Raw genomic sequence first — 24396 nt, forward strand, 5'->3', positions numbered from 1 at the left:
TTCATTCCCCCTTATTCATTTGCGTCTAGCAGTGATGAAAGCTTTTGAAGCGCGACCGCTCGATGGCTGATCTTGTTTTTCTCCTCTGGTGATAATTCGGCCATCGTCTGGTCTTTGTCTTTGACGATGAAAATTGGGTCGTATCCGAAGCCATTTTCGCCGATTGGTTTTTCTGCGATGAAGCCTTCTACTGATCCTTCTACCGTCTTTGTTTCTTTTCCCGGTATGCTGACAGCAAGGGCACATCTGAATCTGGCTGTGCGGTCTTCTTTTTCAATGCCTTGAAGTTCGCTCAGCACTTTTTCCACATTCTCCGCATCGTCTTTATGCTCACCTGCGTATCTCGCTGAATACACGCCAGGTTTTCCGCCCAGATAATCAATCGACAGACCGGAATCGTCTGCAATGACCATTTCACCTGCTTTGGCTTGAATGGCCTCCGCTTTGATGATGGCATTTTCTTCGAAGGTTTGTCCTGTTTCTTCAATTTCTTCAGTAAAGCCAATGTCTGCTAGTGTTTTGACCGTGAATCCTTTTGGCTCAAGAATGGCTTTGAATTCTTTCGCTTTGCCCGCATTGTGCGTTGCAATGATGGCTGTTTTCATCCTGATCAAACCCTTCTCTTTATTCGATGACTTCTCCTGTTACTGCTTTTTGCTTTTCGATTAATTCTTTGATGCCCTTTTCGGCTAAATCAAGCAGTCCGTTTAGCTGTTCTCTTGAGAATGTCGCTTCTTCGCCTGTTCCTTGAAGTTCAACAAAGCGACCAGCGCCTGTCATGATGACATTCATATCTACTTCAGCAGAAGAATCTTCTTCATAGTTTAAATCTAACAGAAGACCTTGCTGAGAATCAATTCCGACGGATATCGCCGCTAAATAATCAGTAATCGGGTTTTCTTTGATGACTCCTTCAGCTCGCAGCTTTTGAATCGCAAGTGTCATGGCAACAAAAGCACCTGTGATGGATGCTGTGCGTGTGCCGCCGTCTGCTTGAATAACATCACAATCAATCCAAATGGTGCGTTCGCCAAGCTTTTCTAAGTCAACGACTGCGCGGAGTGCTCGTCCAATTAAACGCTGAATCTCCATGGTACGTCCTGTGACTTTTCCTTTAGATGATTCTCTTATCGTTCTTTGTGCAGTTGCTCTTGGAAGCATGCTATATTCTGCTGTAATCCAGCCTTTTCCTTCTCCTCTTAAAAAAGGAGGTACGCGGTCTTCGATCGATGCGTTACAAATCACCTTCGTATTTCCCGCTGAGATTAAGACAGAGCCTTCTGGATGCGTGATGTAGCCTGCCTCTATTTCAATTTTTCTCAATTCGTCATATTGTCTTTCATCTAATCTCATGTTTTACCTCCGTTACGATATACATTCCTCGCGAGTGCCAGCGGGGTTCTCCTACTAACTTTGACAACCTCAGCTCGTTCTAATCGCTTGGAATAAAAAAGAGGCAGCGAATATGCATGCCTCTTTTTCTCCATTATATCAATGTGTGACGTTAAAAACTACCTGTATTCACTTGTTCTGGTCGTGAAACCGGCTTTGTGAGCTCTGCTCCTTTTTCGTTCACAAGCTCAGCCTTGCCGTTCACCTTGACAGATACGCTTTTGACGTCCGGCAGCTCGGTTAATGTGAGCACAATGCTATCAAGAACTTTTTGTGAAATAACCTTTTTCTTTTCATCCGCACTGCCAAAAATAGATTCGTTGAAATCAAGTGTCACATGGCCATCTTTTACTTTTGGTACATCATTCAGCTTCACATCTTGATCAAAGTCTGTAAGCAGATGGCTTTTTTTGCTTGGTCCAGAGACGAGCTCATCAATTGCTGCTGTAATCGGATCATCCTCGTCTTTTGGCGCTCTTTTGGTCACCGGAACGTAGTACGTCTGTTCATCAGATTCAGCTAAATAGTAAACCGTCACTGGCTTTGTCGCTGTCATATCAGCAGCAGCCTCGTGCTGGATATTAATACCGTCTTCTCTGCTTAAATCATCTGAGATAGGTGTACCGTTCACTGGCATTTCTTTTAGTTCATGTCCATTCATCTTCAATTTGACTTTGGCTATGGAATCAAACTGAGTTAACGTCCAAGTGACAGATTGCAAAATGCGCTGCTCGTCTTCTTTTTTATAGTTTTTAAATTCATTTGAAAAATCGACAACCGCCGTTCCGTCTTTAATATCGACAGATACGCGCGTATCCGCTGGCAGCACTGCTCTGAAGCCATTCGGCATTAAGTTAGAAATAGGTCCCCCGTCCACGAGATATTCAAGGGTTTGTTTGGCACTTCCTTCATTTTTCGGCAGTGGAATGGATTGAGATACGACATACCCGTTTTTATCAATTAAATATAATTCTCTCATGACCGTATCTGCCTGCTTCTCTTCTTTTCCTTCTTTGGCTGTTTGTTTATCTTCTTTATTTTCTTTCACATATGTGACGTTTTGTGGTGGATCAATCTCTGTTTTCGCTTGGTCTGTTTGAAACAATCCGCATCCTGACAAAAGCATGGCTGACGCGATACACGTAACAGCTGCTGTAGATCCTTTTTTCAGCATACTTCACCCTCCTCTAGTAGTTTGTACTACTATGTATACGAGCTCCCCCAGAGGATTAGACCCTTTTCATAAAAAAATAACCCACTTCAAATAGAAGCGGGTTATTGCTGGTAGATGTGTTCAAGTGACACGGTTTCGACCTTCCCTGGCAGGTAGCCAAACCAGTCACGAGCGATGTTTTGAAAATTTTGCTGCTGCCCTGTTGTGTAAAATGTATGGACAGGCGTTTCTTTAGAGGTATTTAATAGCCCTTTATATGAAAGAATCGTACTTGCTTCTCTCGCTGTCTCATCTCCTGATGAAATAATGCTGACATCACTGCCCATAAAGCGCTGAATCGGCTCTTTTAAAATCGGATAGTGTGTGCAGCCAAGAATAAGAGTGTCAATTCCTGTTTCTTTCATCGGTTCAAGGGAATCTTTGACCACTGCCTCTGCTGTCTGATCTAAAAACGTACCGCTTTCCACAAATGGAACAAGGAGCGGACACGCCAGACTTTGAACCGTTAGACCTGCTTTTAGTGACAGCAGCGCTTCTTTGTATGCCTCGCTTTTGATCGTATTGATTGTGCCAATAACGCCAATATGCTGGTTGTTTGTCACCTTGATCGCTGTACGGGCGCCAGGCTGAATGACGCCAATGACCGGAATATCAAGCGTTGCTTTGATTTCATCCAGTGCGATCGCCGTTGCTGTGTTGCATGCAATGACGAGCATTTTAATATGGTGGTGTTTTAGTAAGTAGTGTGCCATTTCCCACGTATATTGAAGAACTTCTTCTTCTTTCCGCGGGCCATATGGACATCGTTTTGTATCGCCTACATAAATGATTTTTTCTTTTGGCAGTTGTCTCATGATTTCCTTTGCAACGGTTAAACCGCCGACGCCGGAATCAATGACGCCGATTGGTTGATCCAACAAAATCGCCTCATTTTCTTTTCATTTGCTGCTGTAGTTTCGTTAAGGATTGGTTGAAAACGATGGCTTCTTCTTCTGAGAAAGCCCCTAGAAGTTCACTGACGTATTCTTGGCGTTTAGCAATCACTTCTTGAATGATCCGCTCGCCTTCAGGCAATAAATGAATGCGAACCACGCGGCGGTCAGATGGATCTTTCACCCGTTCGACAAGTTCACTTTTTTCCATTCTATCAATTAAATCAGTGGTTGTGCTGCAAGCCAAGTACATCTTTTGTGACAGCTCACCTATTGTCATATCTCCGAATTCATAAAGCCACTGAAGCCCGATGAATTGTGGAGGTGTAATCGTATATTGATTGAGGATTTCTCTGCCTTTTTGCTTAATAATTGCGGCAATGTGGCGTAATGATTTTTCAATCTCTGCAACATGGCCTGATTCATTCGTTTCCATTTTATTGATACCTCACTATAGCATCTCACTTTGATTAAAACGTATATGTCTATTTTCCTCGTTTTTTAAAGAAAATGCAAGAAGAGACTCATGGAAACCATATAGAAATAACCGGTTCCTCCCCAATATGGAAGGAAAACCGGCTGACTTTAGAGCTCTAGCTCACCCATACGCAGAAGCTCGACTACGGCCTGTGAACGGCCTTTGACTCCTAGCTTTTGCATGGCATTCGAAATGTGATTTCGAACAGTCTTTTCGCTAATAAAAAGCTCGCTTGCAATTTCTTTTGTTGTTTTATCTTGGACGAGCAATTCGAATACTTCTCTTTCTCTTTTGGTTAATAGCGGCTTGGATTGAAACTCTTTCTCCTTCAAGTATTGTAACCCTCCTTGCTAAGGTGAGAGCTCTAGTCTCTATAGAATGGGATTCTGTATAGTCGAGATATCATATGCCGGGTGCCTGAGGTAGGTGACGTTAAAATCAAGAAATCCCGCATATCAGCGTCCAATTTCTGCGCTTTCCTCCACGCAAAAAAGGACGAGTCTCCTCCCCGAGACATCGTCCTTTTTTGCGTGGTATTTAAAAGATTGAAATGGCGCCTGTTAACAATGCAATAAGTGTTGTAAAAAGGGCAGTTAACACGGTCCATAGTAGTGCATATTTTTGCAAATCACCAATATCTTTGTTCAGCATACTGACAAGCAGCAGTGTTGAAGCTACAAGCGGACTCAGTAAGTGAACAGGCTGCCCTATGATAGAGGCACGTGCAATTTCCACCGGATCAATCCCATAAGCTGCGCCGGCTTCAGCCAGGATTGGCAGCACTCCGAAATAGTAAGCATCGTTTGAGAGCACAAATGTAAATGGCATACTCGTCAAAGCAACAATCAGCGGGAAAAATGAGCTGTAGGAATCCGGAATCATGTAAATGACCAAATTGGCAATGGACTCAACCATTTTTGTTCCAGAAAAAATCCCTGTGAAAATCCCTGCGGCAAATACAAGTGTGATAACCGTTAATGCGTTTCCTGCATGAGATAAAATTCGCTCGCGCTGATCTTCAACCTTTGGATAGTTGATCATCAGAGCGATGACAAATCCAATTAAGAAGAGTACAGGAATTGGTATGATATCCATGACGAGAGTGACCATGACCGCAATTGTTAAGAAGAAGTTAATCCAAATCAGATTCGGTCTCTTGATATCGGCTACTCCATCTTCAATTGACGCAGCCAATTCAGGAGAAATGGACGGCTCTTCTTTGTACTGAATCTCTGCAATTCCAATCCGTTTTCTTTCTTTTTTCCCAAGTACATAAGCAGTAAAAAGTATAAAAAGACCGCCTCCAACCATCGTTGGGAGTAATGGAATGAAAAATTCGCCTGCATCTAATCCAAGCGCCGCGATTGCACGAGTAGCTGGACCGCCCCATGGCGTCATTCCGCTCATAATTCCTAATGATAATAATGAAATTGTTCCTAAAATTAATGGGTTCATCCCAATTCTTAAGAAAAGTGGCAGCATAGCTGATACGGTAATCATGTACGTTGTTGTTCCATCACCATCTAATGCAACAAGCATAGACAAAATCGCTACCCCAAAAGCAATTTTGACAGGATCACCTTTTACAATACGTAGAATGAGTTTAATCAGAGGATCAAACAATCCAGCATCCAGCATGACACCGAAGAATAAAATCGCAAATAACAATAAAGCAGCTGATGGTGCAACAGTTTTCAGTCCATCAAGCATCATGTCCCCTAACCCTTTGTTAAAGCCGCCGATCAATGCAAATATGATAGGTACAACGGTTAGAGCCACCACCGGATGCATACGTTTTGTCATAATGAGAAATGTAAATGTCAAGACCATCAAGATCCCTAAAATAGCTAGCACTTTATATCCCTCCATCCTCTTCTTTACATGATCTGCAAGCGCCCCCTTGCACTTGCGATCTATATGTTAGCGCTTTCTATTTCAAGGATATAATAGCTTTTTTTATAATGAAAATATCGATTTTTTCGTATATTCAATAAATTTCTTTTATAATCAACCTTGCTGATTTCTTAAAAACTCAATGAACGCTTTCACCACAGACAAATGAAGTGAGTCTGGCTGGTACATGAGCCATGTATCTCTTAAAACAGGCTGTCCATCTTTATACGAAAGTCCTTTTACAAATAACTCATCACTTGGTCTGAGGCAAATTTCTGGGACAATGGCATAGCCTAAACCACGCTTCACCATCTCTTTCGATGTATCCTGACGGTCTGTCTCCATCGTCACAAGCGGAGGCATTGTGAATGTTTCCTGCCACCATCTGTTAATCAGCCGTTTTAATGAACTGTCTGTATGATAGTCAATGAGCGGCAGATTCGGGAGATCCTTTAGCTGAATTTCTGATTTTGAAATAATGCAAAGACGCTCTTTATCAAGCAAAAAACGCTCTCCATTCCAGTCATAATCGCCTCTTAAAATCCCTAAATGCACACTTGATGTTCCTAATAAATCCATTACCTTTGTGCTCCAGCCTGTGTTGACCATAAATTGAACATGTGGATACTGCTTAGAAAATTCTTTTAATATTTCTGGCAGTTTATACTGGGCAAAGTTACTTGAGACCCCTAACCGGATCGTTCCTTTGACCTTTTTTTGCATATTGAGCATGCCATCTTTCGTTTGCTGCAGCTGTTTGAGCATGTCATTTGCGTATTTAGCCAAGTATTCGCCCTCTGATGTAAATTCAATTCCTCGTTTTCTTTTAAAGAAAAGTTTCATATCAAACTCCTCTTCAAGCTGTTTCAATCGATAGCTTAAGGCAGGCTGAGAGACAAATAATTTTTCTGCCGCTTTTGTGATGTTCTTTTCTTCATAAAGTACCTTTAAAAACCGCCAATCTTTTTCATCCATTGTATGCCCTCCTTTTTTACTAATTATAAAATATTTTTATTGATTTCTCTTAAAATAATGTATTTAACTTATTTCTTATTATACTTTACCATTTTGGTTAGATAAACAGTTCATTAAAAATTGAGGGTGAGAGTCATGAGAAAAGTTCCAATCACAATCATGCGAGGCGGTACAAGCAAAGGAGTATTCATTCACGCTGACAATGCACCATATGAACACGATGAGCTCGAGGCATTTCTATTAGACATTATGGGCAGTCCTGACCGGCTGCAGGTCGATGGGATCGGCGGCGGTAATTCTTTAACAAGTAAAGTGGCCATTATCGATAAAGCCACACGCCCGGATGTGGATGTGAACTATACATTTGCACAGGTCAGTATTAATGAGAGATATGTCGACTTTAAAGGAAACTGCGGGAACATCTCATCAGCCGTTGGACCATATGCGATCATTAAAGGACTTGTTCAAGCAGTTGAGCCCATTACGACTGTACGTATCCTCAATACCAATACAAATAAAGTCATTACGGCAGAGGTCGAAGTTGAAAATGGGGAAGTAAAATTTGAAGGACAGGCAGAAATTCCAGGCGTAAAAGGAACTGGTTCTCCCATTTATTTATCCTTTGAGAAACCTGAAGGAGCTGTCACAGGTAAAACCTATCCGACTGGAAACAAAATTGATACGATTCAAACAAAGTTTGGGGAGATTCCAATCTCGATCGTTGACATTGCAAATCCAATTGCCTTTATTCGCGCGAAAGATATTCAATTAAAAGGAACTGAATTACCTGAAGAGTTTACAGACGAATTACTGGATGATTTAGAAGAAATTCGTTCCCTCGCTGCTGAAATGTGTCACTTTGCACCAAAAGAAATGGCCACATTACAGTCTCCAGCTGTTCCAAAGCTTGCGCTCATCAGCGAGCCTGCTGATTATGTAGATACAAATGGAATCTTGAGACGAGCAGAAGATATGGACATCATCGTTCGTATGCTATCGATGCAAAGGCCACACCAAGCACTTGCCATTACCGGTTCTGTCTGTGTGACGGCCAGCTGTTTCTTGGATGAAACGCTTCCTTCTCAGCTGTTCCAAGGTCAAGATGACACCCTTCGTATTGGGCATCCTGCCGGGATTATGCAAACGGAAATTGACATCTCTCAAAACAGAGTCAAAGTCATTCGAACTGCAAGAGAAATTCTAGACGGAGTTGTTTTCACAAAACAAGACTATGTGATTCAGCCTCATATTAAAAGAGAAGCTTAAGCAGACGAGAACATCGTCTGCTTTTTTTAATGCTGTAGCGGTGCATCGATATCTCCGGCAGAATGAGCTTTTATTTGCCCTTTCTCATCTTTGAGCTGGAGATGACCGTAGCGGTTGACTCCGCAGCAAATGCCCTCTTCCCATGTTTGTTTTTCACGGTCTAACGAGATCCGCAGCGGTTTATGAAGACGATATAACCGTTTGTTATAGAGGGAAGTGAGTGCTTCAAACCCTTCATTCTTCCAGCGTGTATGATATTTTTCAAAAGCGGCGGCAAGTTCCTTCACAAGCTGATCGGCTTTTACCTCTGTAAGCTCTGATAGGCAAATGGTTTTGTACGGAACATGCTCCGGCTTTGTCTTCACATTGATGCCAACCCCGATATAAATGGCGGTACGGTCCGCTTCAATCAATGTGCCTGATACCTTTGCTTCATTGATGAGAATATCATTTGGCCATTTGATCGCAAGCTGATCCTCAGCCCTTATGAGAGGTTTGAGTACATCGTAGATCGCTAGTGCCGTCAGCGGAGCAATCGTTGACTGGGTGGAGAGTTCTTCTGGCGGCAAAACCGTCATGGTCAAAGCGACATTCCCTGCTGGCGTTTCCCACGGCCTGCCTAGCCTGCCTCTCCCTTCTGTCTGCTGATGTGCATAGACAGCAAATGAAGGTTTTTCTCCTTGCTGAATGAGCCTTTTCGCTTCATTATTTGTACTATCAATGGTGTCATATTGAAAAATCTTCATGTGTTCTCCTTTTGTTCTTCTTAATATGCTCTTTTTATTATAACAAAATGAAGCTTACACGTTGCTGAGGCTGCATGCTACCCATTTCGCTGAGCTTGAAATGTCTCTTTTTCTTCTTCTGTAAATGGGACTGCTGCGCCTGTTTCTTTATTAATTTGCACCATGGTAACTGAGCCTGTAAAGCATGGTTCCTGCTGCTCGTTTTCTCCTAAATAATGAAGGATAAGTGAGCTTGATCCGACTTTTTCCGGCTTTACATACACACGAAGCCTCTCCCCAATCTCCACCTGTTTGATGTAGTCACATTGCAGGTTTGCCACGACTGTAATTGTCTCTTTCACACGTTTTATTCGTTTATCCACAATTCCTGTTTTTTGAAAAAAGGCAATCCGTGCTTCTTCAAAATACACAAAAGGGGTGACATTGTTCATATGGCCGAACATATCCGTTTCTGAAAAACGGACAGTCGTTTCGACATAAAATCGAAAGGATGCCCTCCATTCTTCAAATGGTTCCTCAATATATGATGGAAGTCTCACTTCATCATCTCCTTATTCATCAATAAACGCCTCTCCCATATTGGAAGAGGCGTTTATTTTGTGTTCCATCCAGCCTCTTGTAAACACTCATCATGATTGGCAAAGAGGACTGAATGTGATGTTATTCTGCGTGATCGCTTCCGAAGAAGTTACGGAAAGCTTGTAATGTTGTATCTCGGTTAAGTGCTGCAATTGACGTTGTCAGCGGGATTCCTTTCGGACAAGCCTGCACACAGTTTTGAGAGTTCCCGCAGTTCGCAAGACCGCCGTCACCCATAATTTCTTCTAGACGGTCAGACTTATTCATCGCACCTGTCGGATGTGCGTTAAATAGACGAACTTGCGAAAGCGGAGCAGGGCCCATAAAGGAAGACTTATCATTTACGTTTGGACAAGCTTCAAGGCAGACACCACATGTCATACATTTAGAAAGCTCATACGCCCATTGACGTTTTTTCTCAGGCATTCTTGGTCCAGGTCCAAGATCATATGTGCCATCGATCGGCACCCATGCTTTTACTTTTTTCAAGGAGTTGAACATGCGGCTTCTATCAACCTGCAAGTCTCTCACCACCGGGAATGTCTTCATCGGCTGGAGACGGATCGGCTGATCTAACTGGTCAATCAAGGCTGTACATGACTGGCGTGGTTTTCCATTAATAACCATAGAACAAGCACCGCACACCTCTTCAAGACAGTTCATGTCCCAGTTGATCGCTGTTGTTTTTTCACCTTGTTTATTGACCGGGTTACGTCTAATTTCCATGAGTGCAGAAATGACGTTCATATTCGGACGGTAAGGGATTTCAAATTCCTCATCATAAGACTTTCCATCTGCTGTATCTTGACGTGTGATTATGAAATGAATTGTGTTTTTTTCACTCATCTTATTTCTCCACCTTTTTCTTCGAGTAATCTCGTTTACGAGGTGCAATTAACGATACATCGACGTCCTCATAGTGGAATGCAGGCTTTTGATTTTTCCCTTTGAACGTAGCCATCGTTGTTTTAAGGAATTCTTCATCGTTTCTTTCTGGGAATTCCGGTTTATAGTGTGCGCCTCGGCTTTCATTCCGGTTATATGCCCCAATCGTAATGACTCTTGCCAGTTGAAGCATGTTGTCAAGCTGACGTGTGAAGGCAGCGCCTTGGTTGCTCCATGATGCGGTATCATTGATGTTGATCTTCTTGTAGCGTTCCATTAGTTCTTCGATCTTCTGATCTGTTTTTAAGAGTTTGTCATTGTAACGAACCACTGTAACGTTATCCGTCATCCATTCTCCAAGCTCTTTATGAAGCACGTACGCATTTTCAGTACCATCCATGCTGAGGATGTTGTCCCATTTCTCCTGCTCTTTCTTCACGGCGCTGTCAAATAGTGCAGAAGAAAGGTCTTCCGCAGATTTTTCCAGACCGTTAATGTACTTCACCGCATTTGGTCCAGCGACCATTCCGCCGTAAATCGCAGAAAGAAGTGAGTTTGCACCAAGTCTGTTTCCGCCGTGCATTGAGTAATCACATTCTCCGGCAGCGAATAGACCTTTGATATTCGTCATTTGATCATAATCGACCCATAATCCGCCCATAGAGTAATGAACAGCCGGGAAGATTTTCATCGGCAGCTTACGCGGGTCGTCACCCATGAATTTTTCATAGATTTCAATGATTCCGCCAAGCTTAATATCAAGCTCTTTTGGATCTTTGTGAGAAAGATCAAGATATACCATGTTCTCTCCGTTGATGCCAAGCTTTTGCTCGACACATACGTCAAAGATTTCACGCGTTGCGATGTCACGCGGTACAAGGTTCCCGTATGCTGGGTATTTTTCTTCAAGGAAGTACCAAGGCTTCCCGTCTTTATATGTCCAAACACGTCCGCCCTCACCACGAGCTGATTCACTCATAAGACGAAGCTTGTCATCTCCTGGGATCGCTGTCGGGTGAATTTGAATGAATTCTCCATTTGCATAATGCGCACCTTGCTGATAGACGATAGATGCTGCAGATCCAGTGTTAATCATAGAGTTTGTTGATTTACCGAACACGATTCCAGGACCGCCTGTTGCCATGATGACTGCATCTGATCGGAAGGATTCAATTTCCATTGTCGTCAAGTTTTGCGCGACAATCCCGCGGCATACTTCCTCGTCATCTAAAACAGCGCCAAGGAATTCCCAGCCTTCATATTTCGTGACAAGTCCTGCTACTTCATAGCGGCGAACCTGCTCATCCAGTGCGTATAATAGCTGCTGGCCTGTTGTAGCTCCAGCAAACGCTGTACGGTGGTGCTGTGTTCCCCCGAAGCGGCGGAAGTCCAATAATCCCTCTGGTGTTCTATTAAACATAACACCCATACGATCAAGTAAGTGGATAATGGACGGCGCTGCTTCACACATTGCCTTTACTGGCGGCTGGTTGGCTAAGAAATCTCCGCCGTATACCGTGTCATCAAAATGCTCATAAGGTGAATCCCCTTCACCCTTTGTATTGACCGCTCCGTTGATTCCGCCCTGTGCACATACAGAATGCGAACGTTTCACAGGTACGATTGAAAATAGTTGAACAGCTGTTCCCGCTTCTGCTGCTTTAATAGTTGCCATGAGACCAGCTAAGCCGCCTCCGACAACGATGATGCTAGAATTACTCATTGTAGCCCCTCTCCCTCTTCTACTAATCTATTTCCTCTTAAACAAAAGCGAAAATTGCTCTTAGCCCTACATATGAAAGCGCTATAAATATACCTAATGTCACATATGTGGAGATTCGTTGTGAGCGTGGTGAAACGGTAATTCCCCAGCTGACAGCAAATGACCACAAGCCATTAGCAAAGTGGAAAATAGTAGATAAAACGCCGACAATATAGAAGCCTAGCATAAATGGAGAGCTTAAAATATTCGCCATCATGTCATAGTTGACTTCAGCTCCAAGCTGAGCTTGAATTCGTGTTTCCCATACGTGCCAAGAGACAAAAATCAATGTGATAATACCTGAAATTCTTTGCAATCTGAACAGCCAGTTTCTTAAGTAACTGAAGCGAGACGTGTTGTTTTGTGCCGTAAAGGCTATGTACACCCCATAAACAGCATGATAGATCAGTGGTAAGAAAATCACGAACAGCTCAAGTGCATATCTGAAAGGAAGCTGTTCCATAAAGTGTGCAGCTTTGTTAAACGCCTCTGGTCCATTTGTCGCAAAGTGGTTAACCACTAAGTGCTGTATTAAAAATAGACCGACCGGAATGACGCCAAGCAAAGAATGCAATCTCCGATAAAAAAATTCTTTGTTCCCCGACATTACTTTACCCCCTAGTAAAAAAAGTGCAATTGCTTGAAAATTGTCTTACCCCCGCTTCTTTCAATTGTAAGCACTTTATTCAAATTTATTGACAATTTCATTTTACTCCTATGTCAAAAAAGCGTCAAGAAACCGCGTACATAAATTAAAATTTTCCGAAATTTAAAAGTTTTAAATCAAAATTCGTTTTACTACAATAAGAATTTCTTAGACTTCAGGGAAAACTCTGTCATCATATGCCCACATAAGCTATAATAAATTGTTGAAAGAGGGGAGCCGTACAATGAATAAATTCGAATCTAACTTAGAACAGCTAAAAGAAATTGAAGTCAATGGATTTGCCTACGAGCTGATACGCGAAGTTCTGCTGCCTGATATTCTTGGTCAGGACCATTCATCTATGATGTATTTTGCGGGTAAACTGCTTGCTCGTAAATTTCCTCAAGAGTCATGGGAGAAGATCCCCGAATTTTTCCATGATGCCGGATGGGGGACTCTCACGATGGTCCATTCGAAAAAACAGGAAATTGAGTTTGAGCTCGAAGGTCCACTAGTATCAAATCGACTCACCTATCAAAAGGAGCCATGCTTTCAGATGGAAGCGGGTTTTATTGCTGAACAAATTCAGCTTCTGAATGAGCACGTGGCTGAATCCTACGAACAAGTGAAAAAGCGTGCTGAGAAAGTCATTTTAACCGTTAAATGGGATTTAAGAGACCCTAGCTAATACTCTTGATAAAAGGCGCGGACTTCAGGTCACGCCTTTTTTATATGTCTACATCTATCATAGCATACTTAATGAATGGGTTTACGCCCGTTTCAGCCGTTTCCATATAGAAAAAAGAGGCGACCCTCTTTCATGAGATCACCTCTTTACCTTTTTAAGAGTGAGCAGCGGCGCTCACCTTTGATAAATCAAACGCGTCATGCAGCGCTTCAACCGCTTTGACCATATCATCACGGCCAACGACCGTTGAGACTTTGATTTCAGACGTACTGACCATTTTCACTTGAATGTCTTTTTGCGCTAACACAGCAAACATTTCAGCAGCTACCCCTGGATTTGAGACCATTCCAGATCCCACGATGGATACTTTCGCTAATTTGCTTTCTGTCTCAATCTGCTCGTAGCCAAGCGCCCCTTTATATTCTTCTAATACTTCAACTGTTTTGGACAAATCATCCGTTTTGACAGAGAAAGAGATGGAAGTCTGGTTAGTGCTTGTGACGGACTGAATGATGATATCCACATTGATATTCTGTTTCGCAAGCGTCGTAAAAATGGTCGATAATGTTGTTAAACCACTTGAAAGCCCGCACACTGTCACACGTGTAATCTGATCTTCAAATGCAATGCCTCTGACGACTAAGTTTTGTTCCATGGACGATTCCTCCTCAATTAATGTACCCGATTCATTTTCAATACTAGAACGGACTTCTAGCGGGACTTGATAATTTTTCGCAAATTCAACAGCTCTTGGATGCAGAACCCCAGCTCCTAAATTAGCCAGCTCAAGCATCTCATCGTATGAAATGCCCGCAAGTTTCCGCGCAGATGATACATAACGCGGATCTGTCGTAAACACTCCTGGTACATCTGTGTATATATCACATTTATCAGCTTTTAGTGCGGCAGCTAGTGCCACAGCTGTTGTATCTGATCCGCCGCGGCCAAGAGTTGTGATATGTAAGTCATCTGCAATTCCTTGGAAGCCTGCCACAACAACGACTTTCCCCGCACTTAATTCCTCTTTTATTCTTGATTCATCAATGTCCACGATTCTTGCATTTCCGTGTACGTGCTCTGTTTTCATACCAGCCTGCCAGCCTGTAAAGGAAATGGCATCATAACCTCTTGTTTGTAGCGCCATCGATAATAATGAAATGGTCACTTGCTCACCAGTTGCGAGCAGCATATCCATTTCTCTTTTGCTTGGATCGTCTGTGAGTTCTTTCGCTAGGTCTACTAGAACATCCGTTGATTTGCCCATCGCTGATACAACCACAACCACATCGTGTCCTGCCTCGCGTTCAGCGATCACTCTCTCTGCGGCATTGCGAATTTTTTCTGTCGACCCAACGGAAGTTCCGCCAAATTTTTGTACAATTAATCCCATGTCTACCACCCTTTTTCAAAAGTTCACGTGTGAGAGAAGAGGCAGCTTGGAGACTGTCCGCTCACTGCAAATAAAAAAGCAATGAGAGAACAAATCTCCCATTGCTTTAAAATCATCATTAAACGATGCAAACAATGAGATAGCCCTCCAAGAAATGAATTCTTGACAGCCCTACATTTCTTCAATGTACAGCCAGCGAATAAAATGAGTGGATTTTATTCACTTCGGCGACGCTCCCCTTTCAGCCCTCTTCTTAGATCCCATCGATCTCCGAAGGCTTACTCTTGAAGTTCGCACCTCTATCTTCAACAAACAACACGTTCATTTATTAAATTAGTCACATCTTAACAGACTTTTAATAAAAGTACAATCTATTTTTTTAATGCTTCCATTAAAAGTTCAGCCGTCTGTTTCGGAATGCCAGCCTCCTGAAAGTCTTGGATAGAGGCTTCCTTCATCTTTTTCACAGAGCCAAAATGTTTAAGGAGCTGCTTTTTACGCTTTTCTCCGATACCTGGTACATCGTCTAAAATAGACTGGAATGCATTTTTTCCGCGGAGCTGCCGGTGAAAGCTAATGGCGAAGCGGTGCACTTCATCTTGAATGCGCTGCAATAAGTAAAAGGCCTGGCTATTCCGCTCCAGCGCAACAATTTCAAGTGTATCTCCCATCATGAGATTCGATGTCCTGTGTTTTTCATCTTTTACAAGACCTGCGACTGGGACAGACAGATTCAATTCATTTTCAAGCACATCGATGGCTGCGTTGATCTGTCCTTTTCCTCCGTCAATTAAAATTAAATCTGGCAGCGGCAGTTCATCCTTTAACACACGGGTATATCGTCTTCTAATGACTTCACGCATGGATGCATAATCATCTGGCCCTGAGACGGTTTTTATTTTGTATTTTCGGTATTCCTTTTTATAGGGCTTCCCGTCCTGAAAGACGACCATGGCAGAAACCGGGTCTGCTCCTTGAATATTTGAGTTATCAAATGCCTCGATTCTGTATGGCATATAAATATTAAGTGCATCCCCGAGTTGCTTCACCGCACCAATTGTCCGCTCTTCATCACGCTCAATGAGCGAAAATTTTTCTTTTAAGGCGATTTTGGCATTTTGATGCGCAAGTAAAAGCAGATCCTTTTTCTTTCCTTTTTTCGGCTGGTGAACGTTCGTCTCAAGCAATTGCTCAATCATCTCTTGATCAACACTGTCCGGCACCAGAATTTCCTTCGGCAGAAAATGATTGTTCTTTTCATAAAATTGCCCCATAAACGTGAGGAACTCTTCCTCAGGGTCCTGATACATAGGGAACAGGCTGACATCACGTTCAATCAATTTCCCCTGTCTGATAAAGAAAACTTGGACACACATCCAGCCTTTATCATAGGCATAGGCAAAGACATCTCGATCTGATAAATCACTCATCGTCATTAACTGTTTTTCCATCGTTGAGTCGATATATGCGATTTGGTCTCTCAGTTCTTTTGCCCGTTCAAACTCTAAATTTTCAGCGGCTTCCTGCATCTTTTCGGTGAGTTCTTTTTTGATTTGCTGATGTCCCCCGTTTAGAAACCTTGTGATTTCGTCCACGAGCTGCTTATTCGTTTCCTCGGAAATGTCATACACACATGGCGCAAGACATTGTCCAAGATGATAATAAAGACAGACGCGGTCAGGAAGGGTGGCGCATTTTCTCAGTGGATATAGGCGGTCGAGCAGCTTTTTTGTTTCTCGAGCTGCTTGTACGTTTGGGTATGGACCGAAATATTTTCCTTTGTCCTTTTTTACATTGCGGGTGACGATCAGCTTAGGATGGCGTTCATTCGTAATTTTTATAAAAGGATACGTCTTGTCATCCTTGAGCATGACATTGTATTTTGGGTCATATTTTTTGATTAAATTCAGTTCTAAAATGAGCGCTTCGATATTAGAAGAGGTGACAATGTATTCAAAATCTTCAATTTCACTGACAAGCCGCTGCGTTTTGGCGTCATGTGATCCAGTGAAATAAGAGCGCACCCTGTTTTTTAAAACCTTTGCTTTTCCTACATAAATGATCGTATTTTGTCTATCTTTCATTAAGTAACAGCCTGGTTGATCCGGCAGGACTGACAGCTTTTCTTTGATTAGTTTGTTCATCTTTTCATCCGTCCTTGTTTTCCTCTTTCACTCCTTCTAGTGTATCACGAACATTTGTTTTATACCATGTTGAAAGAAAAGCGGCTCTCGTCTTTACGAGAACCGCTTCAATGATTATGCCGCTTGAGCATAGATTGGTTTATAGATGTTTGTTGACAAGCTCAGCAAGTGCTTCTTTTGGTTTGAAACCAACAGAAGTTTCTACAACTTCACCGTCTTTTAAAACAAGAAGTGTTGGGATACTCATAACGCCGTATTTACCAGCAGTTTCTTGGTTATCGTCTACATCAATTTTTACAATTTTCATTTTGTCGCCCATTTCTTGATCAAGTTCTTCAAGAACTGGAGCAATCATTTTACAAGGTCCACACCATGGTGCCCAAAAGTCTGCAAGAACAACACCTTCTGCAGTTTCTTGTGAAAATGTTGCGTCAGTAGCTTTTACGATTGCCATTATTCATTCCTCCAATGTAAATTATGCTTTTTAGTATAGCATCTACCAATGTGACTTGCGAATGAAATGCTTACGAATCATTTTTTAGGAAATGAATTAAAAAACAAACCGTATAATCGCACCAATAACAACAATCGCACCGATGATCATAAGAATGGTTCTAAGCATATGACATGACACCCTTTCCGCTTCATTTACAATGTATGATGCCCCAACATTCTTCTCATCAAACATCGAAATATGCAATTAAGCGAGGTCGACAGTTATCATGACCACTGACATTGGCGGCAGCTCCACCGTTAAATCGCCGGACTTTACAGCCATTTGCTGAAAGTCTTTTGGCTGAACAGAATGAGGATCATCGAATGTATTATGGGCATTCATGCGATCAGCCGTCAGTACACGTCCAGTGACTTTCGTTTGTTCTTCAATCCCTGCAATGGCAAGGGATATCTCTGTTTGTTCATGCGGATTCAAGTGACAGTAGCTAATATGCATCTTACCTGATGAACGCGAGGCTGACACACTGACCTGAGGAATTTTTTCACCTCTTCGTTCATACGGCGGTGAAACGAACTCCACTTCAAGCGCTTCTTCCTCTTGATGCACTTGAAACATGTGAAATACATGATACGTAGGTGTCAGAAGCATCTTTTCGTCCTTTGTTAATACCATCGCTTGCAGCACATTGACCGTCTGAGCAATATTTGCCATATGAATCCGCTCGCAATGGCGATGAAAAATATGAAAATGGAGTGCGGCCACAAGGGCGTCTCTTAGTGTGTTTTGCTGATATAAAAACCCAGGATTTGTCCCTGGCTCTGGGTCATACCATGTCCCCCATTCATCAATAATCATCCCGATTCGCTTGTCTGGGTCATAACGATCCATGATTTCTCCATGGTCTTCGACAAGCCGTTCCATCTCATAGGCCTTTTTCAGCGTGATAAACCATTCATCCTCATCGAATTCAGTCGCTGATCCTTTCTTCTCCCATGTACCCGGTACGGTGTAATAATGTAAACTGAGCCCATCCATCCACGGTGCGGCCCGCTCCATCAATACCTTCGTCCAATTCACGTCATTAGAGTTCGCGCCGCAGGCGATTTTATAAATACGCTGCCCTGCAAACTCTCTTACGTACGTTTGATAGCGTTTATATAAATCTGCATAGTATTCAGGCGTCATATTCCCGCCGCAGCCCCAGCTTTCATTGCCTACACCAACATAGGTCAGCTTCCAAGGTTCTTGTTTTCCATTTTTAATGCGCCAATCTGACATAGGTGTCCCTTTTGGAAATGTCATGTATTCGATCCAATCGGCTAATTCTTGAACAGACCCGCTTCCCACATTGCCGCAAATGTAAGGTTCACATTCAAGCAGCTCACACAATGCCATAAATTCATGCGTACCAAATGCATTGGATTCAACCGTACCACCCCAATGGGTATTGACCATCGGCTTTCGTTCACTCAGATCACCTACACCATTTGCCCAGTGATACTCGTCTGCGAAGCAGCCCCCCGGCCACCTCAGCACCGGAATATGTAATGCTTGAAGGGCCTTCAGTACATCAGTACGAATCCCCTCAATATGATCAATCTCTGAGTCTTTTCCTACCCAAATCCCGTCATAAATCCCTCTTCCTAAATGCTCTTGAAAGTGCCCGTAAATGTGTTTAGAAATGCGTCCGATCACGTCATTGACTTTTACTGTCCCCTTCACTTGTCAACCGCTCCTTTTCTTCTTAATAACATACAAAAAAACCCAGAATACCTAGGCATTCTGAGTGTATGAGCGTTACGAGTGGATATTCATCTTTTTTAACTCTTCATTCAAAAGCGGTACCACTTCAAACAAGTCACCAACAATTCCATAATCGGCGATTTTGAAGATTTCCGCTTCTGGGTCTTTGTTGATGGCCACAATGACTTTACTGTTAGACATTCCCGCTAAATGCTGAATCGCTCCTGATATCCCGCATGCAATATAAAGGTCTGGTGTGACGACTTTTCCTGTCTGGCCAATTTGCAGGGCATAATCACAGTAGTCGGCGTCACAGGCGCCGCGCGAGGCTCCGACTGCTGCACCCAGCGTCTCAGCGAGTTCATTCAGCGGTTCAAAGCCTTCCTTGCTCTTAACCCCGCGCCCTCCAGCAACAATGACCTTTGCTTCTGATAAATCTACACCTTCTGACGTTTTTTTAATGACTTCCTTCACGATCGTCCGAAGGTTTTGAATGTCGACAGAAACTGGTGTGACTTCTCCGCCTCGTGACGTATCCCGCTCAAGTGGTGCCACGTTATTTGGCCGGATGGTTGCTAGAAGCAGACGGTCTGTCGAAATGACTTTTTCGAAGGCTTTTCCAGAGTAAATCGGTCTAGTGAAAACAAGATGTTCACCGGTAACGCTTACATCAATCGCATCTGAAATCAAGCCAGTCTGGAGACGTGCGGCTATTTTCGGCGACAAGTCTTTTCCGATAGATGTATGGCCAAAGAGTACAGCATCTGGATCAACCTGATCTAATATGGCTTGAAGCGCCTGCGCAAAACCATCTGACGTATAATATGAAAGGTGCGGATGCTCCACAATCATGACATGATCCGCTCCATAGTAAAGCAGTTCATCCGCTAGGCCTTTGACGTCATCCCCTATTAACACGCCAATGACCTCACCGCCCTCTGCCACTTTGTGAGCGGCAGCAATGGCTTCAAATGTCACATTTCTTAATTTACCGTCACGACTTTCTCCAAGTACAACAACTTTTTTACTCATCTTCAAGCTCCCCCTTGTTCTCGTGATATCGTAAAGTGGATGTTTAGATGACTTTTGCTTCATTTCTGAGTAGATCTGTCAGTTCTTTGACTTGATCCTGAAGCTCGCCGCTCAGCACCTTGCCACCCTCTTTTTTCTCCGGTAAGAAACGTTCAATTGTTTTGATTTTATATGGTACATCGTCTTCATCCAGATCTAAATCATCAAGTTCCAATTCTTCTAAAGGCTTTTTCTTTGCCTTCATAATGCCTGGTAATGATGGATAGCGAGGCTCATTGAGTCCTTGCTGAGCTGTGACGACAAGCGGGAGTTCGGCAGAAATGACTTCCACATCCCCCTCTGCATCTCGTTCAATCGATACAGAGCCGCCGTCAATTTGAATACTTGTTATCGTAGTCACATATGAAAAACCGAGTAATTCAGCAAGACGCGGGGCTACCTGTCCAGAGCCGCCGTCAATTGCTACATTCCCTGCTAAGATCAAGGAAGCCTCTTTGTCTTTTAAATAGTGATAAAGAATGGTAGAAGCTGAATATTGGTCCCACTCTTCTAAGTCATCTTCGACGTTTAACAAGACAGCTTGATCACAGCCCATAGCAAGCGCTGTTCTCAGCTGTTTCTCTGCATCCTCACCGCCAACTGTCACAACGGTCACTTCTCCCCCGTGCTCATCACGAAGCTGAATGGCTTCTTCAATGGCATACTCGTCATAAGGATTAATAATGAACTCTGCTCCATCTTCTTGAATTGCACCAGACTGAATCAAAATTTTCTCTTCCGTGTCAAACGTACGCTTCATCAAAACAAATATATTCATTTATTTCTCCCCCTTGTGTCGTACTTATCCCTTATTCCCCTTTAAAGTTCGGTTTGCGCTTTTCAATAAAGGCCTGGATGCCTTCTTTGGCGTCATTTGATTGGAAAACCTCACCAAATTTTTTGGCTTCCAGTTTCATTCCGCCGTCATATGAATACAGTTTTGTTGCGTTCAATAAATCAAGCACATATTCAAGTGATTTAGGGCTTTTTGCCGCAAATTTCCCCGCAAGTGTTTTGGCCGCTTCGAGCGCTTCTTCCTCTGTTTCTGCCAGCTTTGTAACAAGGCCGCACGTAAATGCTTCTTCACCTGTAATCGGTTCAGCTGTTCCCATCATTTCAAGTGCTTTAGCAGAACCAACGTAGCGCGGGAGGCGCTGCGTGCCGCCGAATCCTGGAATAATGCCAAGGTTTAGTTCTGGCAGTCCAAGCTTTGCATCTTTTGTTGCGATTCGGATATCACAAGACATAGCAAGCTCAAGGCCTCCGCCTAATGCTGCTCCGTGAATCGAGGCAATGACTGGCTTTGGACACTGTTCAATCCGTTCAAAGACTTGCTGTCCTCTATCAGCGAGGCTTGCATAATCAGACTCTTCCTGTAAAGTCGTAAATTCTTTAATATCAGCACCTGCTGAGAAGAATCTGCCTTCCCCGTGGATCACAATCGCTCTTACTTCTTCATTCTGTTCGATCTCTTCGAACATGTCATTAAGCTCAGTGAGCAGCTGAGAGGATAAGGCATTTGCAGGCGGGTTCTGAATCGTGATGAGCGCTGTCTGTCCTTCATGATGTAAGCTGAGTATTTTTTCCATGTCAATCATCCTTTTTCACATTGTCTTTAGGATTGATGTATTCCGTTTAACAGCAGATCATGTACATTTTCTGCGAGTGCAGGCAGATCATACTTTTGATCATTCATGACCCATGTTGTTGCGGTTTCATCAATCGTCCCAAATACCATTTGTCTCGCTAAGCGGACATCTAAATTTTGTCTAAATTCTCCTGTTTTCTTTCCTTCTGTTAAAATAGACTCGAGCATATTTAAATACCCTTTTAGCACCTCATTGATTTTTTGCCGCAGCTCAAGGTTTGACTGCCTGAGTTCAAGCTGTGTCACAAGAGCCAAATGATGATTCTGCGCCAGCATGCGAAAATGCTCCTCAATCAACAGTAGAAGCTTTTCTTTGGCAGATGGCTTCTTTTGGATATCTGTTTCCATCCGTTCGATGAATTGTCCCATTTTTTCTTTGAACAATGAGATGAGAATATCCTCTTTGTTTTTGAAATAAAGATAAATGGTTCCGTCTGCCACCCCTGCTTGTTTCGCAATCTTTGAAACTTGTGATTGATGATAGCCGTTCTCCGCAATCACCACAACTGCTGCATCAATAATTTGCATGTACTTCGGTCTTTTCTGCTTCAATGTGCTTCGTCCCTTTCTAAATTGAATGAGCATTCATTCATAACTTTATGTTAAAAAGAAACGGGTGATTTGTCAAGAGATCTTCTTCTTTCTTTTCAACCTTTATCATACCAGAGCAGACTGTCATCATTCAAATCATCCGGCCGCTCGACCGGATGATGAAGGTCGTTATTTCTTCAATTGATCGACAGGTGTCTCAGATGATGAAGCTTGCTTTCTTTTTTCTTCTTCAATTAATACTCTGCGCAAAATTTTTCCGACAGCCGTTTTAGGCAGTGATTCTTTAAATTCATACACGCGCGGTACTTTAAATGAAGCAATTCTCGTTCTGACAAAGCGATCGAGTTCATCCTCTGTTAAATAAGCATCCTTTTTCGGCACAACAAACGCTTTTACTGTTTCTCCTCTATAAGGATCTGGTATGCCTGCGACAACGGCTTCTTGTACAAGCTCATGCTCATAAAGGGCTTCTTCGACCTCTCTTGGGTAAATATTATAACCGCTCGCAATAATGACATCTTTTTTCCGGTCAACGATATAGAAAAAACCGTCCTCATCCATATACCCAATATCTCCGGTGAAAAACCATCCATCCCTTAATACAGCTGCTGTCTCCTCTGGCTGATTCCAGTAGCCTTTCATAATTTGCGGCCCTTTGACGATAATTTCTCCGTGCTCATACGGCTCTTTAAGGCCACCCGTTTCCTCGCAATAAATGCCTGCGTCTGTCCCAGGCCACGGGCAGCCAATGCTGCCTGTTTTGTTCGCTCCCCATAAAAAGTTAGAATGGGTCACTGGCGAAGTTTCTGAAAGACCATACCCCTCTACTAAACGCCCTCCTGTTAATTTCTCAAAGCTCTGTTTGACTTCAACAGGAAGAGCCGCCGAGCCGCTTAAACATGCAGTGATGGACGACAGGTCATACTTTTCAATGTTCGGATGATGCAGCAAGGCAATATACATGGTGGGTGCACCTGGAAAGAGCGTCGGTTTCTGTTTTTCAATCGTTTTGAGGGTATCAGCTGCGTCAAATCGCGGAAGGAGAATCATTGAATGCCCTTCTTTGACAGCAAGATTTAATACGGTCGTCATTCCGTATACATGAAAAAACGGAATGATGCCAAGGATTCGTTCTTTGCCTCTTGTTGTTTTATACATCCAAGAAGCGCACATTTCAGTATTCGCTAAAATATTTTCATGCGTCAGCATGACCCCTTTTGGTAAACCAGTCGTTCCGCCTGTATATTGCAAAACAGCGACATCCTCTTTCGGTTCAAAGGCAAGCGCCGGAATCTGTTCTTCTGACGATTCTTTCATAATTTGTGAGAAGTGATGAATGGTCTCGCTTTTCTCTACTTGGATGACCATTTTATTTTTTCTTTTTTGGACGATAGGAAACAGAATGTTTTTCGGAAATGGTAAATAATCCTGCAGTTTGGTGATGATCAAGTGCTCCATACTTGTCAGCGCTTTCATTTTATAGGCCTTTGGATACAATAAATCCAGTGTAATCAGCACTTTTGAGCCACTGTCCTCCATTTGATATGCCAGTTCTTTCTCCGTATAAAGCGGGTTCGTTTGAACAACGATGCCGCCTGCAATTAAAACAGCATAATATGAAATGACAGATTGAGGACAGTTTGGCAGCATGATTGCTACTCTGTCGCCTTTTTTCACGCCAATTTTCATCAGGTGACCAGCTAGTTTCAATGCTTCTTCCTGGAGCTGTTCATAGGTGATGTTTTTTCCTAGAAAATGAATGGCTGTATGCTCAGGTGCAGCCTCTGCGGAGCTGAATAAGTAAGATTGTAACGTCTCATTTGGAATGGTGAGTTCGTGGGGAATTTGATTCGGGTAATGCAGAAGCCAACGTTTATCTGACTGCATAAAAACCCTCCTTCCTGAACTTTCGTACTATTTTATTATAGCAAACTTTTCCTTAAGGCAGTTTTCTTTTTTCAAATAGAGCTTGGTT

General features: G+C 42.8%; 24 protein-coding genes and 1 riboswitch. Of the genes, 2 read left to right on the top strand and 22 right to left on the bottom strand.

Annotated elements, in window-relative coordinates:
* Positions 1-11 precede the first annotated feature (11 nt).
* The 8 genes from AAYR28_RS12810 to AAYR28_RS12845 all read right to left on the bottom strand — a co-directional run bounded on the left by AAYR28_RS12810 (position 12) and on the right by AAYR28_RS12845 (position 6844).
* The gene (locus AAYR28_RS12810; protein ID WP_162860205.1) at positions 12-614 is read right to left on the bottom strand and encodes an XTP/dITP diphosphatase; all 603 of its coding nucleotides are present in this window, start codon (positions 612-614) and stop codon (positions 12-14) included.
* Positions 615-624: 10 nt separating this feature from the next.
* A complete protein-coding gene (rph, locus tag AAYR28_RS12815) occupies positions 625-1353 on the bottom strand; it encodes a ribonuclease PH (protein ID WP_024427165.1) in 729 nt (242 codons plus the stop codon).
* Between the two features lie 151 nt (positions 1354-1504).
* On the bottom strand, positions 1505-2566 hold the full coding sequence (locus AAYR28_RS12820) for a GerMN domain-containing protein (RefSeq protein WP_024423204.1): 1062 nt from the start codon (positions 2564-2566) through the stop codon (positions 1505-1507).
* Positions 2567-2667: 101 nt separating this feature from the next.
* A complete protein-coding gene (gene racE, locus AAYR28_RS12825) occupies positions 2668-3486 on the bottom strand; it encodes a glutamate racemase (protein WP_369810464.1) in 819 nt (272 codons plus the stop codon).
* Between the two features lie 7 nt (positions 3487-3493).
* Positions 3494-3934: a MarR family winged helix-turn-helix transcriptional regulator gene (locus AAYR28_RS12830; RefSeq protein WP_024423206.1), complete on the bottom strand. Its 441-nt coding sequence runs from the start codon at positions 3932-3934 to the stop codon at positions 3494-3496.
* A gap of 149 nt (positions 3935-4083) precedes the next feature.
* Complete coding sequence (gene gerE, locus AAYR28_RS12835) at positions 4084-4308, bottom strand: spore germination transcription factor GerE (protein WP_003184172.1); 225 nt, start codon at positions 4306-4308, stop codon at positions 4084-4086.
* Positions 4309-4513: 205 nt separating this feature from the next.
* On the bottom strand, positions 4514-5830 hold the full coding sequence (locus AAYR28_RS12840; protein WP_025092462.1) for a CitMHS family transporter: 1317 nt from the start codon (positions 5828-5830) through the stop codon (positions 4514-4516).
* A gap of 153 nt (positions 5831-5983) precedes the next feature.
* The gene (locus tag AAYR28_RS12845; protein WP_345808835.1) at positions 5984-6844 is read right to left on the bottom strand and encodes a LysR family transcriptional regulator; all 861 of its coding nucleotides are present in this window, start codon (positions 6842-6844) and stop codon (positions 5984-5986) included.
* A 135-nt stretch (positions 6845-6979) separates the two neighbouring features.
* On the opposite strand from AAYR28_RS12845, the gene AAYR28_RS12850 reads away from it, so the two are divergent.
* Positions 6980-8110: a 2-methylaconitate cis-trans isomerase PrpF family protein gene (locus AAYR28_RS12850; protein WP_024427166.1), complete on the top strand. Its 1131-nt coding sequence runs from the start codon at positions 6980-6982 to the stop codon at positions 8108-8110.
* A 26-nt stretch (positions 8111-8136) separates the two neighbouring features.
* Here the strand turns inward: AAYR28_RS12850 and AAYR28_RS12855 are convergent, their stop codons facing one another.
* The 5 genes from AAYR28_RS12855 to AAYR28_RS12875 all read right to left on the bottom strand — a co-directional run bounded on the left by AAYR28_RS12855 (position 8137) and on the right by AAYR28_RS12875 (position 12689).
* Positions 8137-8856, bottom strand: a complete 720-nt coding sequence (locus tag AAYR28_RS12855) for a biotin--[acetyl-CoA-carboxylase] ligase (RefSeq protein ID WP_024427167.1) — start codon at positions 8854-8856, stop codon at positions 8137-8139.
* A 77-nt stretch (positions 8857-8933) separates the two neighbouring features.
* Complete coding sequence (locus AAYR28_RS12860; protein ID WP_024427168.1) at positions 8934-9395, bottom strand: acyl-CoA thioesterase; 462 nt, start codon at positions 9393-9395, stop codon at positions 8934-8936.
* A 121-nt stretch (positions 9396-9516) separates the two neighbouring features.
* On the bottom strand, positions 9517-10281 hold the full coding sequence (sdhB, locus tag AAYR28_RS12865; protein WP_024427169.1) for a succinate dehydrogenase iron-sulfur subunit: 765 nt from the start codon (positions 10279-10281) through the stop codon (positions 9517-9519).
* Between the two features lies 1 nt (position 10282).
* Positions 10283-12043 (bottom strand): succinate dehydrogenase flavoprotein subunit, encoded by a 1761-nt coding sequence (gene sdhA / locus AAYR28_RS12870; protein ID WP_024423212.1) that lies wholly within the window; start codon positions 12041-12043, stop codon positions 10283-10285.
* Positions 12044-12080: 37 nt separating this feature from the next.
* Entirely contained in the window at positions 12081-12689 is a 609-nt protein-coding gene (locus AAYR28_RS12875) for a succinate dehydrogenase cytochrome b558 subunit (RefSeq protein WP_024423213.1), read from the bottom strand.
* 283 nt (positions 12690-12972) lie between these two features.
* On the opposite strand from AAYR28_RS12875, the gene AAYR28_RS12880 reads away from it, so the two are divergent.
* A complete protein-coding gene (locus tag AAYR28_RS12880; protein WP_024423214.1) occupies positions 12973-13416 on the top strand; it encodes a YslB family protein in 444 nt (147 codons plus the stop codon).
* 154 nt (positions 13417-13570) lie between these two features.
* Here the strand turns inward: AAYR28_RS12880 and AAYR28_RS12885 are convergent, their stop codons facing one another.
* The 9 genes from AAYR28_RS12885 to AAYR28_RS12925 form a co-directional block, all read right to left on the bottom strand.
* Positions 13571-14806, bottom strand: a complete 1236-nt coding sequence (locus AAYR28_RS12885) for an aspartate kinase (protein WP_120208755.1) — start codon at positions 14804-14806, stop codon at positions 13571-13573.
* A gap of 132 nt (positions 14807-14938) precedes the next feature.
* Positions 14939-15116: riboswitch (Lysine riboswitch) on the bottom strand.
* A 61-nt stretch (positions 15117-15177) separates the two neighbouring features.
* The gene (gene uvrC, locus AAYR28_RS12890; protein WP_345808836.1) at positions 15178-16950 is read right to left on the bottom strand and encodes an excinuclease ABC subunit UvrC; all 1773 of its coding nucleotides are present in this window, start codon (positions 16948-16950) and stop codon (positions 15178-15180) included.
* Between the two features lie 139 nt (positions 16951-17089).
* Entirely contained in the window at positions 17090-17404 is a 315-nt protein-coding gene (gene trxA, locus AAYR28_RS12895) for a thioredoxin (RefSeq protein ID WP_007501629.1), read from the bottom strand.
* A 246-nt stretch (positions 17405-17650) separates the two neighbouring features.
* Positions 17651-19129, bottom strand: coding sequence for an alpha-N-arabinofuranosidase (locus tag AAYR28_RS12900; RefSeq protein WP_120208757.1), 1479 nt, complete (start codon positions 19127-19129; stop codon positions 17651-17653).
* A gap of 75 nt (positions 19130-19204) precedes the next feature.
* Positions 19205-20182 carry an electron transfer flavoprotein subunit alpha/FixB family protein gene (locus AAYR28_RS12905; protein ID WP_041115051.1) on the bottom strand — a complete coding sequence of 326 codons (978 nt, stop codon included), beginning with the start codon at positions 20180-20182 and terminating at the stop codon, positions 19205-19207.
* 43 nt (positions 20183-20225) lie between these two features.
* On the bottom strand, positions 20226-20999 hold the full coding sequence (locus tag AAYR28_RS12910; protein WP_065214553.1) for an electron transfer flavoprotein subunit beta/FixA family protein: 774 nt from the start codon (positions 20997-20999) through the stop codon (positions 20226-20228).
* A gap of 31 nt (positions 21000-21030) precedes the next feature.
* Positions 21031-21810, bottom strand: coding sequence for an enoyl-CoA hydratase (locus tag AAYR28_RS12915; RefSeq protein ID WP_101676785.1), 780 nt, complete (start codon positions 21808-21810; stop codon positions 21031-21033).
* Positions 21811-21836: 26 nt separating this feature from the next.
* Positions 21837-22421 (bottom strand): TetR/AcrR family transcriptional regulator, encoded by a 585-nt coding sequence (locus AAYR28_RS12920; RefSeq protein WP_024423221.1) that lies wholly within the window; start codon positions 22419-22421, stop codon positions 21837-21839.
* Positions 22422-22589: 168 nt separating this feature from the next.
* Entirely contained in the window at positions 22590-24308 is a 1719-nt protein-coding gene (locus tag AAYR28_RS12925; RefSeq protein WP_065214552.1) for an AMP-binding protein, read from the bottom strand.
* Positions 24309-24396: the final 88 nt, after the last annotated feature.

The organism is Bacillus safensis (assembly GCF_039619585.1).
GTDB lineage: Bacteria > Bacillota > Bacilli > Bacillales > Bacillaceae > Bacillus > Bacillus safensis.

Coding starts and splice junctions, on each gene's coding strand:
- rph (WP_024427165.1), bottom strand. CDS start 1,353: ATGAGATTAGATGAAAGACAATATGACGAATTGAGAAAAATTGAAATA.
- AAYR28_RS12820 (WP_024423204.1), bottom strand. CDS start 2,566: ATGCTGAAAAAAGGATCTACAGCAGCTGTTACGTGTATCGCGTCAGCC.
- AAYR28_RS12830 (WP_024423206.1), bottom strand. CDS start 3,934: ATGGAAACGAATGAATCAGGCCATGTTGCAGAGATTGAAAAATCATTA.
- AAYR28_RS12845 (WP_345808835.1), bottom strand. CDS start 6,844: ATGGATGAAAAAGATTGGCGGTTTTTAAAGGTACTTTATGAAGAAAAG.
- AAYR28_RS12850 (WP_024427166.1), top strand. CDS start 6,980: ATGAGAAAAGTTCCAATCACAATCATGCGAGGCGGTACAAGCAAAGGA.
- AAYR28_RS12855 (WP_024427167.1), bottom strand. CDS start 8,856: ATGAAGATTTTTCAATATGACACCATTGATAGTACAAATAATGAAGCG.
- sdhB (WP_024427169.1), bottom strand. CDS start 10,281: ATGAGTGAAAAAAACACAATTCATTTCATAATCACACGTCAAGATACA.
- sdhA (WP_024423212.1), bottom strand. CDS start 12,043: ATGAGTAATTCTAGCATCATCGTTGTCGGAGGCGGCTTAGCTGGTCTC.
- AAYR28_RS12875 (WP_024423213.1), bottom strand. CDS start 12,689: ATGTCGGGGAACAAAGAATTTTTTTATCGGAGATTGCATTCTTTGCTT.
- AAYR28_RS12880 (WP_024423214.1), top strand. CDS start 12,973: ATGAATAAATTCGAATCTAACTTAGAACAGCTAAAAGAAATTGAAGTC.
- AAYR28_RS12885 (WP_120208755.1), bottom strand. CDS start 14,806: ATGGGATTAATTGTACAAAAATTTGGCGGAACTTCCGTTGGGTCGACA.
- uvrC (WP_345808836.1), bottom strand. CDS start 16,950: ATGAACAAACTAATCAAAGAAAAGCTGTCAGTCCTGCCGGATCAACCA.
- trxA (WP_007501629.1), bottom strand. CDS start 17,404: ATGGCAATCGTAAAAGCTACTGACGCAACATTTTCACAAGAAACTGCA.
- AAYR28_RS12905 (WP_041115051.1), bottom strand. CDS start 20,182: ATGAGTAAAAAAGTTGTTGTACTTGGAGAAAGTCGTGACGGTAAATTA.
- AAYR28_RS12910 (WP_065214553.1), bottom strand. CDS start 20,999: ATGAATATATTTGTTTTGATGAAGCGTACGTTTGACACGGAAGAGAAA.
- AAYR28_RS12915 (WP_101676785.1), bottom strand. CDS start 21,810: ATGGAAAAAATACTCAGCTTACATCATGAAGGACAGACAGCGCTCATC.
- AAYR28_RS12925 (WP_065214552.1), bottom strand. CDS start 24,308: ATGCAGTCAGATAAACGTTGGCTTCTGCATTACCCGAATCAAATTCCC.